Here is a 13,917-nt window from a genome sequence, read left to right as displayed (position 1 = left end):
TTTACTATATTATAAATCAACACTTAAGCGTACGATTTCAACAATGACATCGACCGCTTTTTGCATAGATTCCACCGCAACAAATTCGTAGCGACCGTGGAAGTTTTCTCCACCGGCAAAAATATTTGGTGTTGGTAATCCCATAAAGGACAATTTTGAACCGTCTGTTCCACCACGAATAGCATTCATGATAACTGGAATATCTAAGTTTTCCATTGCCTTTTGAGCTAAATGAACTGGTGTCATATCTTTTTGTAAAATTTCACCCATATTATAATATTGGTCTTCTAGTAAAACAGATACATTATCTAATCCTAATTCGGCATTCATTTCTTTTGCCAATGTATCAAATAATTGTTTTTTTGCTTCAAATTTTTCTCTATCGTGGTCACGAATGATATAAAGTAATGTGGCATCTTCAATAGTACCAGACATACCCATTAAATGATGAAATCCTTCACGTTTTTCTGTTAATTCAGGTACTTCTTTATTCGGCAAACGTCTATCAAATTCTGTTGCCAATGTCATTGCGTTAATCATAACACCTTTTGCTGTACCAGGATGCACATTTTTTCCTTTAAATTTTACTGTTGCTTGTGCAGCGTTAAAACTTTCCCATTCCAATTCACCAACACGACTACCGTCCATTGTATAGGCAAAATCGGCTGCAAAGTCAGCTACATCAAACAAATCAGCACCACGACCAATTTCTTCATCTGGACCAAATGCAATTTTAATATCTCCATGCTCAATTTCAGGATGTTGTAATAAATAATCAACCGCTGTGACAATTTCAGCAATACCTGCTTTATCATCAGCACCTAATAATGTTGTACCGTCTGTTGTAATCAATGTTTGTCCTTTATAGTTTGCCAAGTTTGGAAACTCTGATACACGCAAAACAATATTTTCTTCTGCATTTAATACAATATCTTCTCCATGATAGTTTGGATGAAATTGTGGATTGATATTTTTTCCATTAAAGTCTGCTGTATCAACATGGGCTAAAAAGCCGATTGTTGACACTTTTTTAGTTGTATTGCTTGGTAATAAAGCCGTCACAAATCCATTACTTTCATGATATTTAACATCTGACAAGCCTAATGCTTCTAGTTCTGGCATTAACACTGTTTTTGAAAACTCTACTTGATTTTGTGTAGACGGAACTGTTTGACTATATGCATCTGATTGCGTATCAAACTTAATATATGTTACAAAACGTTCAACTAATTTTTCTGTCATCTTTTTTCCTTCTTTCTAAAATACAAATGGGTCTGTATTCACTTGTGAAATATATAATGGTATATCATACTCATTCATTTTAACCCATTCTTTATAGATAGCAAATAATTTATCTTTACAAATACTTTCAATATAATGCCCAGCATCAATCGCTACAAGTCCCTCTGCTAATAAATCTTGGGCTTGATGATATTTAATATCACCTGTAATATATACATCTGCTTTATGTTTAAGGGCACTTTCATAATAATCCATGGCTGAGCCTCCACATAATGCAACTTTTTGAATACGTGTTTTTTTGTCACCGACAAAACGTACACCATGTGTGATATACACATCATTTACAAGATTGCCTAATTCTTCCAATGTCATTGGATTTTCGAACATTCCGACACGACCAGTACCATACTCTTGTCCATTTTCCAATGTGCCAATGACATCCATCACACAAATATTCTGCAATCCTAATGACTGTGCTAACCAATCATTCATGCCTCCATTGGCATTATCTAAATTGGTATGTGCAACATAAACATTGATACCCTGCTCTATCAATTTTAAATAGAGCATCCCTTTATCGTTATCCGAACAAATAGATTTGACACCTTTAAAAATAATCGGATGATGTGCAATTATTAAATTGGCACCTTTACCTATGGCTTCCTCCACAACTTCAATTGTGACATCTAAAGTAAATAAAATCCCTTTTACCTTTACATCTCTTCTTCCGATTTGTAGCCCCACATTATCCCAACTCTCAGCTAAATAACGTGGTGCTAATGTTTCAATAACCTCTATCACTTCACTTACTGTGGGCATTACCTAACATCTCCTTAATGACACGTTGCTTTTCTCTAAACAATAAAATTTTCTCTGACTCATCTGTTTTTGCTTGCTTTAATTGTTTTATAACTGATTCATATTTATCCAATTCTAACATCCACTTTTGTACAAAAGCTGTTTCTTTACGATCTGGTAAAAATACCCCAAATTGTAATTGCTCTAACGAGTACTCTATATCATCTTTTGATACCGTCGCCACAATAACTTCATAAATTTTTTTGTTTTCTTCTATAATATATTCTTCAATAATTTTGTATTGATGTGCCATTAACCATTTTCTGACATGCTGTTCCCCTATATTTGGCTGTAAAATAAGAGTATTTACTGTTTTTAATTGCCCTTTTATATAACCACGTTCTAAAATTTTAGAAATCAAATCGCCACCCATACCACAAATAGTTACTGTATCAATCTTGTCGAGTTCTTCAATAGCATCTAAACCGTCTGCTAAACGAACAAATACTTTCTCTTCTAAACCTTGTTCTTTCACATGTAGACACGCTGATTGAAAAGGTCCGTCAACAACTTCTCCAGCCACAGCATACGTAATCTGCTCATTTAACGCTAAATAACAAGGTAAATAAGCATGATCGGAACCTATATCTGCTACTCTTGCATCTTTTGGCACAGCGTTGGCAACTAACTCTAATCTCTTTGATAATTTTTCAACGTTCAAACCCGTTCTCCTTTGTTATACCATTTTTATAATATGGGGAGTGAGCATTTTTTGCTCACTCCCCAACACACGATATTATCTCTATCGATAACGAGTATCAATAAAACATCAAACCTATTATCCTAAAACTTCTGTTAAAGCTGGGACAACTTGTTTTTTACGTGATACGACACCTTCTAATACAGCAGTATGGTTTGCTAATGTTACATTGAACGCTTTTTCAACAGCTTCCTGTGGTTCTCCTGAAACAACAACAACTGAATTACTTGTTAAAATATTTGTGATTACTAAAACAAATAAATCATAGTCATTTTCTTTATTTTCTTTATCCATTGCTGCTTCTAATACATCTTGTTTCACTAATAATTCATTTTCATCAACTGTGTTCACTTGTGCAATACGTACTGTTGTACTTCCCATAGGGAATGATTTTGCATCTAAGTTTAATAATTCTTCAATGGTTTTGCTTGATAAATTTGTTCCTGCTTTTAATAAATTTAAACCATATACATTAACATCTACTTTTGATAATGCCGCTAATTCATGTGCAACATCAATATCTTCTTGTGTGCATGTTGGTGATTTAAATAATAATGTATCTGAAATAATTGCCGACAACATCAATCCAGCAATGTGAGATGGAATCTCAATACCATCTTCTTTAAATAATTTATACAAAATAGTAGCTGTACAGCCTACTGGTTCAGCACGGTAATACAATGGATTTGCTGTTTCAAAATTGGCAATACGATGATGATCCACAACAGAAAATACTGTTACATCTTTTAAGTCTTTGACACTTTGTTGTGCTTCATTGTGGTCAACCAAGGCAACCGTATCCACTTCATTAGATACTGTTTCTACCACACGTGGCGCTTTCACACCAAAATATTCTAAAGCAAATTGTGTTTCTTCATTTGGGTTTCCTAAAGCAACTGGTTCTGCTTCATGATTTTTTTGTGTTAATAAATATGCATAGGCAATCGCAGATGAAATTGTATCTGTATCTGGATTTTGGTGCCCAAAAACAAGTAATTTTGTCATAAAATGACCTCCAAAATATATGATAACTCTATCATAGTAGATTTTCATCATAATGGCAATTATTAAATTTAAACAAAGAAAATTTTTCACTGTTTTTTGATAAAGACACTATCTTGCATACAAGTAATACAATTTATTTTTTCCAATACAAATAATGCATCATACATAAACTGATAAATAAATGTATGTTTATCAATTAAAGGCATTTCTTTTAAACGAATAATATCATGCTTAACAAGCCACACTAAATATTGAAAAAGAATATAAAATGTTACTTTTTTATCTTTTTGAATTTTACAAAAAACATAAATAAGAACCTCGATAAAAGAAGTAGCCAATCCTAAATAATGCTTTTTTTGTATGAATAATACCGACGGTAAATAGCATACAGCAATACGCCTCTCATATAAATAACGTAAACATGCTTTTGACAGACATCTTTTACTATACTGATTTGGTGTTTGTCGAACATTTAATTGATACCGTTTTGACTGATTACTTAATAAATCAACAAGAGTAATAGCATGTGTATAGCCTACTGTTTTTTGATATAATTTTTTTGTTTGAGTATTTAAATGAAATAAACTTAATACAGGTGTGGTTTGAGCGAAAAAAAGATTATGAGATAAAAACAATTTTCTCCCTACAATCCAAATAACATGATATCCCTCTTTAACATATCCTTCTGTTCGTTGACGTATTTTTTCACTTGAGATAAAACTACATTGAAATTCAATCACATATTGTTGATGCTTATAAAAAAATAAAATATCTGGTCTTTGTTTTAAGGTTTTGATATACGGCTCTAGTACTGGACAACAACTATGCTTAGACAACAAATCGTATAAATACTGCTTACCTTGTACATGCTCTATCGTTTCCCCTTCACTAAACAAGTTTTGTGAGCATACTTTTTTATGTGCAAAATAGGGTGTTTTTACTTTACCAATTTTTAATACTACTTCTTGTAAACAACTTGGACAATAATAGTCCTCTTCTTTAGTTGCCAGTTTTGCTTGGCAATAGTGATGTCGATGATTTTTCGCAATAAGCATTTTCCCCTCCTACTAATTATATATGCAAAAAAACCACATTTTTGACAAATGTGGTTTTCAATCATCAGTTTCTTAAGGTTTATCTTTTAAAATAGTCACAGTTATATTTTGTCTGCCAAATTTTATAGCATCCTCAACACTGACCATATGAATATCGATTTTATTTCCTTTAATTGCACTTCCAACGTCGGCTGCTAAATAAACACCAAAGTTTGGAATATAAACATAAGATCCTAATGGAATAACACTTGGATCAACAGCAATTACTTTAGGATTGATACGTAAATCAATTCCCATTTTCGTATGATGTGTTAATCCTGGTTCATTATAAGAATAAGCCGTTGCATGTACTGTCAACGTTCGACCGACAAAGGTATTTTCTGCTGTCGATACTTGTGTTGTTTGTTGCGTTTGTGTCGTTGTTTCTGCTGGTTTTTCTTTATTCTCCTGTACAGATTGTGTTGTCACTTGTGCAACAGTCACTTGTTTTTGTTCTTGCATCATTTTTTCAAACATTTCAGTTAATTCAAGTTGTTTACGATATTTTTCTTCTGCCAATTTATCTAAATAATCGCTATTACTAGCAATTTTTTCTGACAGAACTTCTTTTTGTTCGCTTAAGCGTACCGTTTCTTCTTCCAACTCTTTCTTTTGAGCATTTAATTGAATAATTTGATCTTTATGCTCCGCTTTTAAACGTTGTAAGTCTTTAAAAGATTGTTGTGCAGACGTCAAACGACTATTCGCCGCATCTTGTAACTGTGCCATTAAATGATACCGTTCAAAAAAATCAGTAATACTCTCAGAAGATAACAAAATATACAAAATATCATTGACTTCATCTCGAATTTGTATTTCTCTTAGTCTATCTTTCGCTTGTAACCTTCTTGATTCAACGATTTTTTCCTGATCAATAATTTTTCTTTCCGTTTCTCGATATAGTTTTTTACTTGTTTCAATGTCTTCAGTTAACTGAGAAACTTTATTTTGCTTTTCTTGTAGTGAAGTCACAAGCGATTCAATTTGTATTTCTATATCTTTTGATTGCTTTTCAATCTGCTCTTTTGAAGCATCTTCTTGAGCATAAGCTATATAAAGACTGCTTACAAAAAAAGAAAATCCAATGAACAAGAAAAATCGTCTTGATTTTCTTTTTAACATAGGTCACTCCTTTACTTAATCTCATTCTATCAAAGCAAGAATACATTTATGTTACTAAAAAATTACATTTAAACTCATTCTGTCTTTAAAATGTATTATTTTTATATCTTTCTGTTATTTTTGTAACAAAATCGTAATATAAAGAGCTGTTTTTTGTTCTTCTATATTGATTAACAAAAATCCAGTTATTATCTACTCTAATTAGTTGATAATAAAGACTTTTTACATTATGCTATACGTAATACATCATCAATGAGAGATGGAAATAGACTTTTTGATGACTTTAAAATATCTATAAATGATAACACTGGAGGAAACAAATATGACAAAAATTTATTTTGCTAGTCCTTTATTTTCAGAAATGGAACAACAATACAATCGCTATGTGGTAAGTTTAATTCGCCAACAATTTCCAACACTAGATATTTATTTACCACAAGAACAAGCAGACATTAACGATAAAAGTGCGTACGCCGATTCTAAGCTAATTGCTAAAGTTGATACAGAACAATTATTAAGCAGCAATATTATGGTTGCTGTTTTAGACGGTGCAAGCATTGATGTTGGTGTGGCAAGTGAAATCGGTGTTGCTTATCAAGCAGGCATTCCAATTATTGCCTTATACACAGATAGCCGTCAGCAAGGGGCAATAAATCAACAAAAATTAGATGCATTACAAGATATTGCTGAATCGCAATTTTCATACATCAATCTATATACAGTAGGTCTTGTGAAATTAAATGGAAAAGTCGTTGATACAACAGAAAAATTATTGAATACTTTAAAGGACTATATTTAACTTTTGAGTCTATATATGATAAAATAGGCAAGAATTTATAATGAAATGAGGTAAAAAATTTGCTTACAGTATCAAACGTTAGTTTACTATTTTCAGATCGCAAATTATTTGATAACGTAAATATCACTTTTACACCTGGTAACTGTTATGGGGTTATTGGTGCGAATGGTGCAGGAAAATCAACATTCTTAAAAATTTTATCAGGAGAAATTCAAGCAACAACAGGTGATGTCTTTTTAGACCCACATGAGCGACTATCAGTTTTAAGCCAAAATCACTACGGCTTTGAAGAATACGATGTTTTAGAAACCGTCATTATGGGAAATAAACGTCTATATGATATTATGAAAGAAAAAGATGCCTTATATGCAAAGGAAGATTTTTCAGAAGAAGACGGTGTTCGTGCTGGTGAATTAGAAGGCGAATTTGCTGAATTAAATGGATGGGAAGCTGAAAGTGATGCGTCTATTCTCCTACAAGGATTAGGTATTACAGAAGATTTACACAATAAAAAAATGGCTGAGTTAATTGAACCTCAGAAAGTAAAAGTCTTATTGGCACAAGCATTATTTGGTCAACCTGATGTCTTATTACTAGACGAGCCAACCAATGGTTTGGATAAAGCATCTATTGACTGGTTGTCCGACTTTTTATTAGACTTTCCCAATACTGTTATTGTCGTTTCTCATGACCGTCACTTTTTAAATGTCGTATGCACACATATGGCTGACGTTGATTTCGGCAAAATCCAACTATATGTCGGAAACTATGATTTCTGGTTAAAATCAAGTCAATTAGCCGCAAAATTAGCTGCTGATGCGAATGCGAAAAAAGAAGAAAAAATTAAAGAATTACAAGACTTTATTGCACGCTTTAGTGCAAATGCCTCTAAATCCAAGCAAGCAACTTCTCGTAAAAAAATGTTGGAAAAAATTACACTGGACGATATTCAACCGTCTTCTCGTAAGTATCCTTTTGTTGGCTTTACGATTGATCGTGAAATCGGAAATGACTTATTGATTGTTGAAAACTTATCAAAAACGATTGATGGCGAAAAAGTATTGGATAATATTTCATTCACCTTATCAAAAGACGATAAAGTTGCCTTTTTAAGTAGAAAAGATATTACGACAACAACATTATTTAAAATTTTAACGGGTGAAATGGAAGCAGATAGTGGTACATTCAAATGGGGTGTCACAACAAGCCGCGCTTACTTACCAAAAGATACAACGGAAGAATTTAGCTCAAACTTATCTATTTTAGAGTGGCTACGTCAATACGCTCCACAAGAAGAAAGCGATAATACATTCCTACGTAGTTTCTTAGGTCGCATGCTCTTCTCTGGTGAGGACGTAATGAAGGAAGTAAACGTCTTATCCGGGGGAGAAAAAGTACGTTGTATGTTATCAAAAATGATGCTATCAAAATCAAATGTATTGATTTTAGATGACCCAACAAATCACTTAGACTTAGAATCTATTACTGCTTTAAATGACGGTATGATTGCCTTTAAAGGTTCTCTTCTATTTACATCACATGACTACGAATTTATCAATACAATTGCAAATCGTATTATTGAAGTTTCTCCAAATGGTGTTGTCGATAGATTATCTACCACTTATGAAGAATATTTAAGTGATGAGGCTGTACAAGCACGTGTCAATGCACTATACGAATAAAACAAAAGGACCTCGAAGTAAATGCTTCGAGGTCCTTTATATTATACTCTTTAAATCAATATGTGATAATCAATCAACAACTACTTTCCAATCACTATTTTGATAAGCATCAAAACACATCTCAATTTCTTTAACTGTCGTCTTTGACTCAGCCAGTTCTGGTAATTCTGTTAACTTAAAATAGCGACTAGCTAATGTTTCACTGTTACTTATAAACTCCCCTCCTAATACCTCACACGTAAAAAAGAATTTATAAACACTAAAAATATTCTTCTTTTGATGATGTTTTGCCATGTCTAAAACGGCAACCAACTTATCTATCTTCACATCCAATCCTGCCTCTTCTTTTACTTCTTTTATGGCATTTTCAGTAGGCGTTAATAAAATATCGCACCACCCGCCCGGTAAAGACCACAGACCTGTTTTCTCTTGAACTAATAAAATAGTATCCTCTTGAAAAACAGCTGAACGCACATCTACTTTAGGTGTTTGATAACCTTTTTCTGTTAAAAATAAATCACTTACTCTTTCTAAAGAATAAGACGTTTTATTTGATAAAATTTCTAGAGAAATATCTTTAATACGCTCATATCTTTCTAAATCAAAAATATCTTTTCCATAAAATAAGCCTGCTTGTGCTAAACTTTGTAATTCAAGTGCTAATGAAAATAATTTTTCTGCCATAAATAATCCACCTTTCTTACACTAAGCATAGCACATTTTAAAAATAAGCACCACTTGAGTATTCAAGACACTCAAGTGGTGTTTCACATATTTTTTATACTTTAAAACTATTTATTTGTTTTCCAAACGGGATAATATTGACCTGGTGCTACTTCATTCATTTTCTCAACAACATCATCAGATTGGAATAATTCCACAATTTTTTTATAAACAGGATTATCTGCATTTTTTTCTTTTGCTGCAATAATATTGTAACGGTCTGCTGGAATTGTATCTAAATAATCTGCATCTGTGAAAATATTGTCTTTAATAGATAGACCTGCATCTGTTGCAAAAGAACCTCCAATTGTTGCTGCGTGTACATCATCTAATGTACGCACTGCTTGGGCAGATTCAACTTCTAAAAACTCAATATTTTTTGGATTACTTTCAATATCTGTTAAAGAAGATTTTGTACTACCACCATCTTTTAATTTAATAACACCTGCTGTTTGTAAGGCAACTAACGCACGACCTTGAATAGCTACTTCTTTTGGAATAGCAACTTTAGCACCCTCAGGTAAATCACTTAATGATTTTACTTTATTAGAGAAGAAATATAGTGGTGTAATAATGGTTAAACCTATTTCTTTTAAATCGTCTTTATGCTCTGTATTCCATTGTTTTAAATATGCACGATGTTGATATGCATTCAAATCAATAGACCCTTCTGATAGTGCCACATTTGGTTGAACATAATCATTCATTTCAATAACTTCTAAATCAATATTTTCTTTTTTAGCTTTTTCAGCGACAAAATTCCAAATATCGTGTGATGGACTACCGACAACTGCAATTTTTACTTTTGTCGGTTCTTTTGTTGTTGATTCTTGATTACTTTGTATTTGTGGAGCTTGTCCACAAGCTCCTAATAAACATGCTGCTAAAGCAACTGTGAAACTTTTTTTAATTTGTTTTATCATAATATATTCTCCTTTTTCTATTCTAATAATTTATAAAAGACATTTTACTTTACTAACCCGCAAGATACTTTTATACTAAGTAAAAACAATCTTTGGAGGAAAGAAATGAATTTAGTGCCTACTGTTATTGAACAATCATCACGTGGCGAGCGTGCTTACGATATTTATTCAAGACTTTTGAAAGACCGTATTATTATGTTGAGTGGCCCTATTGATGATGATGTAGCAAACTCTGTTATTGCACAATTACTATTTTTAGAAGCACAAGACCCTGAAAAAGATATTTATTTATATATCAACTCACCAGGAGGAAGCGTATCAGCCGGTTTAGCCATTTATGATACAATGAACTTTATTAAAGCAGATGTGCAAACCATTGTCATTGGTTTAGCAGCTTCTATGGGAAGTTTTTTATCTTCATCTGGTGCAAAAGGTAAACGTTATGCATTACCAAATGCAGAAATTATGATTCACCAGCCATTAGGTGGTGCTCAAGGTCAAGCAACAGAAATCGAAATTGCTGCAAAACATATTTTATTTACACGTGAACGTTTAAATAAAATTTTAGCAAAAAATACAGGTCAAAAAATAACAAAAATCGCAAAAGACACTGATCGTGATAATTGGTTAACCGCACAAGAAGCAAAAGAGTACGGTTTAATTGACGACATTATGGTTAGCTCAAAAGATATGAAATAAATACAAGAGGTCAGCTTTGGCCTCTTTTTTATAACAAGTCTTTTTCCCATGTTTCAATCTCTTCTAATGTATCAGACTATCATCACCTCTTACATACACTTATTTCATGTCAGATAAACAAAAAGCCTCTAGTATTTTAAAATACTAGAGGCGGATTATCGCGTTACCACTCTACGTTCATGTATGCTTTACAACACACACCTTTACCAGTACAATCATACTGTTGTGTTATATCGTACACATGACGGATATACCTATTAGATATATCTTACTCCAAGACCATTTTCGAAGCACTATCATTGCTTTTTTTCATCAACCAAAAGCTCTCTTTAATATGCATCATGCTTTTACTTATCTTTTCAACGTTTATCTATGAAATTAACATCACTATAACGTATACAATGAGAAATGTCAATATGTTTTATCATTTTTTTCTCATTTATTTCGCATCATACCATGTGTCCCCTATTTCACAATCCACTTTCAACGGAACAGATAATGACACAGCGTTCTCCATGACCTCTTTCACAAGTTTTTGCATGATTTCAATTTCCTCTTCAGGCACTTCAAAAATCAACTCATCATGTACTTGTAACAGCATTCTTGACTGAACATGTCGTTTCTCCATTTCATGTGCCATTCGTATCATCGCTATTTTAATAATATCGGCAGCACTTCCTTGAATAGGCGTATTCATTGCTGTACGTTCAGCAAATGAACGAATATTAAAATTACTAGACGATAAATCCGGTAAATAACGACGTCTATGATTTAATGTTTCTACATACCCTTGTTTTTTTGCCAAAGCAACAATATCATGCATATATTTTTGTATATTTGGATATTTTTCAAAATAACGATCTATAAATTCTTTAGCTGCTTTTCTTGTAATATTTAAATTTTGAGATAATCCATAATCGCTTATCCCATAAACAATACCAAAATTAACTGCTTTTGCTTGACGCCTCATGGCATCGTCAACCTCTTCTCTTGCAACCCCAAACACTCTCATCGCCGTACTTGTATGAATATCCTCATCAGATACAAAAGCCTCTTTCATATGTTCATCATCAGCAATATGTGCGAGCACACGCAATTCAATTTGTGAATAATCTGCCGATAATAATTTCCAGTTTGGATGGCTAGGTACAAAAGCTTTACGAATACGTCGTCCCTCTTCCATACGGACGGGAATATTTTGTAAATTAGGGTCGGTTGAACTTAAGCGTCCTGTTTGTGTTAAGGTTTGAACAAAACGTGTATGAACTTTTTGATCCACATCCGAAATATATTTCAATAAGCCTTCCACATACGTTGATTTCAATTTTGTAATTTGACGATAATCCAAAATTTTCTCAACAATTGGTACGTACAATAATTTTTCTAATACATCAACCGCTGTTGAATAACCAGTTTTTGTTTTTTTGCTAGCTGGTAGACCAAGTTTTTCAAAAAGGATTTCACCAAGTTTTTTAGGTGAATTAATATTAAATACTTCTCCCGCCAAGTCATAAATTTCTTGTTCTAAAGTAACGATACGTTCTTCTAATATATCTTTCATATCCAACAAAGTCGTATCATTCACTTTAATCCCTAAACATTCCATCTGAGCCAGTACATGTGCTAAAGGCATTTCCATATCATAATATAACGCATCCAATGATTGTTCTTTTAATAATGTATCAAAAATTGGATACAATGCTTGTAGTGCATCTACTTTTTGAGCCAAATGCTGTTGCCAAATTATTGGTTCTGGAATAGCTAATTTAACACCTTTTCCATAAACAACTTCATCACTTTTAACACTTGTATGGTAATATTCCGATGCAACTTGAGAAATATCCGAATTTGTTAAATTTGTATTTAATAAATAAGCTGCTAATAAAATATCAAAAGCCATACAATCAATGTTTAATCCATATCTTCTTAACATTACTTCTGTTTTTTTACGATCAAATACGATTTTTGGATGTGAACTCATTAACCAGTTTTGTAGTAAAGAGGACGCTAATAATGTTTCCCATCGCGACACATAAATACGACCTTGATTTGACCAAGCAATTCCTACTGGTGTACCGGTATGATAATTTTCCTCCAGTAGCTCAATATAAAAAACACCGTCTTGTGAAACCATATCCGATGTAACTTCTTCTACAAATTCATAAGCACTATCAACAATATCAATTTTTTCTTCTTGCACATCTAATTGACTTAAAAATTGTTTAAATTCCATTTCTTTATAAAACTTTTCTAAAGCAGGAATATTTTTCCCACGATATAAAGTGTCGTCTAACGTAACATCAATCGGTGCATCAGTTAAAATACGTGCTAAATTTTTACTTAAAAAAGCATTTTCTTTATCTGTAATCAAGTTTTCTTTTAACTTACTGGTCTTCATGTCCTGTACATGATCATATACACCTTCAACACTACCATATTCTTGAATGAGTTTTAATGCTGTTTTTTCACCAACTTTTGTAACACCCGGATAATTATCCGAAGAATCACCCATTAAGCCCTTTACATCAATCAACTGTTTCGGTGTAATTCCCATATCATTCATCACAACTTGAGGCGTATAGGCATATACTTCCGAACCTTTTTTAGTAATATCCACACGAATATGCTCACTTGTTAGTTGGATTAAATCTCTATCTCCAGAAACGACAACAACTTCAAAATTTTCCTGTTCACCCATTGACGCAAGTGTTCCAATAATATCGTCTGCTTCATAATTCAATAACTCATAATGTTTGATACCCAAGGCATCGAGCATTACACGAAAATATGGCCATTGTTCAGCCATTTCTTCAGGCATTTTATCACGCCCACCTTTATATTCTGTGAACATCTCTGTTCTAAATGTTGTTTTACCTGCATCAAATGCAACCAATATATGTGTGGCTTCTTCTCTTTTCATCATACTATCGAGCATCGTATGAAAAGCATATAGAGCATTTGTATGTAGTCCTGTTTTTGTTTTAAATTTATCTAAATAAGATAGTCCATAAAATGCACGAAAAGCTAAACTACTTCCATCAATTAACAGTAATTTATTCTTTGACATTGT

12 protein-coding genes and 1 other annotated feature are annotated in these 13,917 nt (G+C 32.6%); of the genes, 3 read left to right on the top strand and 9 right to left on the bottom strand.

Annotated elements, in window-relative coordinates; genetic code table 11:
• Positions 1 to 9: 9 nt before the first annotated feature.
• The 6 genes from pepT to H1220_03365 all read right to left on the bottom strand — a co-directional run bounded on the left by pepT (position 10) and on the right by H1220_03365 (position 6,021).
• A complete protein-coding gene (gene pepT, locus H1220_03390) occupies positions 10 to 1,242 on the bottom strand; it encodes a peptidase T (protein ID QMI86406.1) in 1,233 nt (410 codons plus the stop codon).
• Positions 1,243 to 1,257: 15 nt separating this feature from the next.
• On the bottom strand, positions 1,258 to 2,061 hold the full coding sequence (locus tag H1220_03385) for a Nif3-like dinuclear metal center hexameric protein (protein ID QMI86405.1): 804 nt from the start codon (positions 2,059 to 2,061) through the stop codon (positions 1,258 to 1,260).
• On the bottom strand, positions 2,045 to 2,761 hold the full coding sequence (locus H1220_03380; protein QMI86404.1) for a tRNA (adenine(22)-N(1))-methyltransferase TrmK: 717 nt from the start codon (positions 2,759 to 2,761) through the stop codon (positions 2,045 to 2,047). Before H1220_03380 ends, H1220_03385 begins: the two co-directional genes overlap by 17 nt.
• 117 nt (positions 2,762 to 2,878) lie before the next feature.
• Positions 2,879 to 3,805 carry a manganese-dependent inorganic pyrophosphatase gene (locus tag H1220_03375; protein ID QMI86403.1) on the bottom strand — a complete coding sequence of 309 codons (927 nt, stop codon included), beginning with the start codon at positions 3,803 to 3,805 and terminating at the stop codon, positions 2,879 to 2,881.
• Positions 3,806 to 3,891: 86 nt separating this feature from the next.
• A complete protein-coding gene (locus H1220_03370; protein ID QMI86402.1) occupies positions 3,892 to 4,860 on the bottom strand; it encodes a hypothetical protein in 969 nt (322 codons plus the stop codon).
• 72 nt (positions 4,861 to 4,932) lie between these two features.
• Positions 4,933 to 6,021 (bottom strand): hypothetical protein, encoded by a 1,089-nt coding sequence (locus H1220_03365; protein ID QMI86401.1) that lies wholly within the window; start codon positions 6,019 to 6,021, stop codon positions 4,933 to 4,935.
• A 322-nt stretch (positions 6,022 to 6,343) separates the two neighbouring features.
• On the opposite strand from H1220_03365, the gene H1220_03360 reads away from it, so the two are divergent.
• Complete coding sequence (locus H1220_03360) at positions 6,344 to 6,820, top strand: nucleoside 2-deoxyribosyltransferase (GenBank protein ID QMI86400.1); 477 nt, start codon at positions 6,344 to 6,346, stop codon at positions 6,818 to 6,820.
• Positions 6,821 to 6,879: 59 nt separating this feature from the next.
• Entirely contained in the window at positions 6,880 to 8,502 is a 1,623-nt protein-coding gene (locus tag H1220_03355; GenBank protein ID QMI86399.1) for an ATP-binding cassette domain-containing protein, read from the top strand.
• A gap of 69 nt (positions 8,503 to 8,571) precedes the next feature.
• On the opposite strand, the gene H1220_03350 is transcribed toward H1220_03355, so the two are convergent.
• Positions 8,572 to 9,186 carry an NUDIX hydrolase gene (locus H1220_03350; GenBank protein QMI86398.1) on the bottom strand — a complete coding sequence of 205 codons (615 nt, stop codon included), beginning with the start codon at positions 9,184 to 9,186 and terminating at the stop codon, positions 8,572 to 8,574.
• A gap of 107 nt (positions 9,187 to 9,293) precedes the next feature.
• Complete coding sequence (locus tag H1220_03345) at positions 9,294 to 10,148, bottom strand: methionine ABC transporter substrate-binding protein (protein ID QMI86397.1); 855 nt, start codon at positions 10,146 to 10,148, stop codon at positions 9,294 to 9,296.
• 105 nt (positions 10,149 to 10,253) lie between these two features.
• Here H1220_03345 and clpP point away from each other — a divergent pair, with 105 nt between their 5' ends.
• Positions 10,254 to 10,847 (top strand): ATP-dependent Clp endopeptidase proteolytic subunit ClpP, encoded by a 594-nt coding sequence (gene clpP, locus H1220_03340; protein ID QMI86396.1) that lies wholly within the window; start codon positions 10,254 to 10,256, stop codon positions 10,845 to 10,847.
• 143 nt (positions 10,848 to 10,990) lie between these two features.
• Positions 10,991 to 11,219 (bottom strand) — a binding site (T-box leader).
• Between the two features lie 67 nt (positions 11,220 to 11,286).
• On the opposite strand, the gene polA is transcribed toward clpP, so the two are convergent.
• Entirely contained in the window at positions 11,287 to 13,914 is a 2,628-nt protein-coding gene (gene polA / locus H1220_03335; GenBank protein ID QMI86395.1) for a DNA polymerase I, read from the bottom strand.
• Positions 13,915 to 13,917 lie beyond the last annotated feature (3 nt).

This window comes from Carnobacteriaceae bacterium zg-84 (assembly GCA_013874835.1).
Classification (GTDB): Bacteria; Bacillota; Bacilli; order Lactobacillales; family Aerococcaceae; genus WM01.
This window is presented reverse-complemented; position numbering and strand designations above follow the sequence as displayed.

What these genes read in the sequence shown, in the direction of transcription:
- H1220_03370 (QMI86402.1), bottom strand. Translation starts at nt 4,860, where the DNA reads ATGCTTATTGCGAAAAATCATCGACATCACTATTGCCAAGCAAAACTG.
- H1220_03345 (QMI86397.1), bottom strand. Translation starts at nt 10,148, where the DNA reads ATGATAAAACAAATTAAAAAAAGTTTCACAGTTGCTTTAGCAGCATGT.
- H1220_03350 (QMI86398.1), bottom strand. Translation starts at nt 9,186, where the DNA reads ATGGCAGAAAAATTATTTTCATTAGCACTTGAATTACAAAGTTTAGCA.
- H1220_03365 (QMI86401.1), bottom strand. Translation starts at nt 6,021, where the DNA reads ATGTTAAAAAGAAAATCAAGACGATTTTTCTTGTTCATTGGATTTTCT.
- H1220_03375 (QMI86403.1), bottom strand. Translation starts at nt 3,805, where the DNA reads ATGACAAAATTACTTGTTTTTGGGCACCAAAATCCAGATACAGATACA.
- H1220_03360 (QMI86400.1), top strand. Translation starts at nt 6,344, where the DNA reads ATGACAAAAATTTATTTTGCTAGTCCTTTATTTTCAGAAATGGAACAA.
- clpP (QMI86396.1), top strand. Translation starts at nt 10,254, where the DNA reads ATGAATTTAGTGCCTACTGTTATTGAACAATCATCACGTGGCGAGCGT.
- polA (QMI86395.1), bottom strand. Translation starts at nt 13,914, where the DNA reads ATGTCAAAGAATAAATTACTGTTAATTGATGGAAGTAGTTTAGCTTTT.
- pepT (QMI86406.1), bottom strand. Translation starts at nt 1,242, where the DNA reads ATGACAGAAAAATTAGTTGAACGTTTTGTAACATATATTAAGTTTGAT.
- H1220_03385 (QMI86405.1), bottom strand. Translation starts at nt 2,061, where the DNA reads ATGCCCACAGTAAGTGAAGTGATAGAGGTTATTGAAACATTAGCACCA.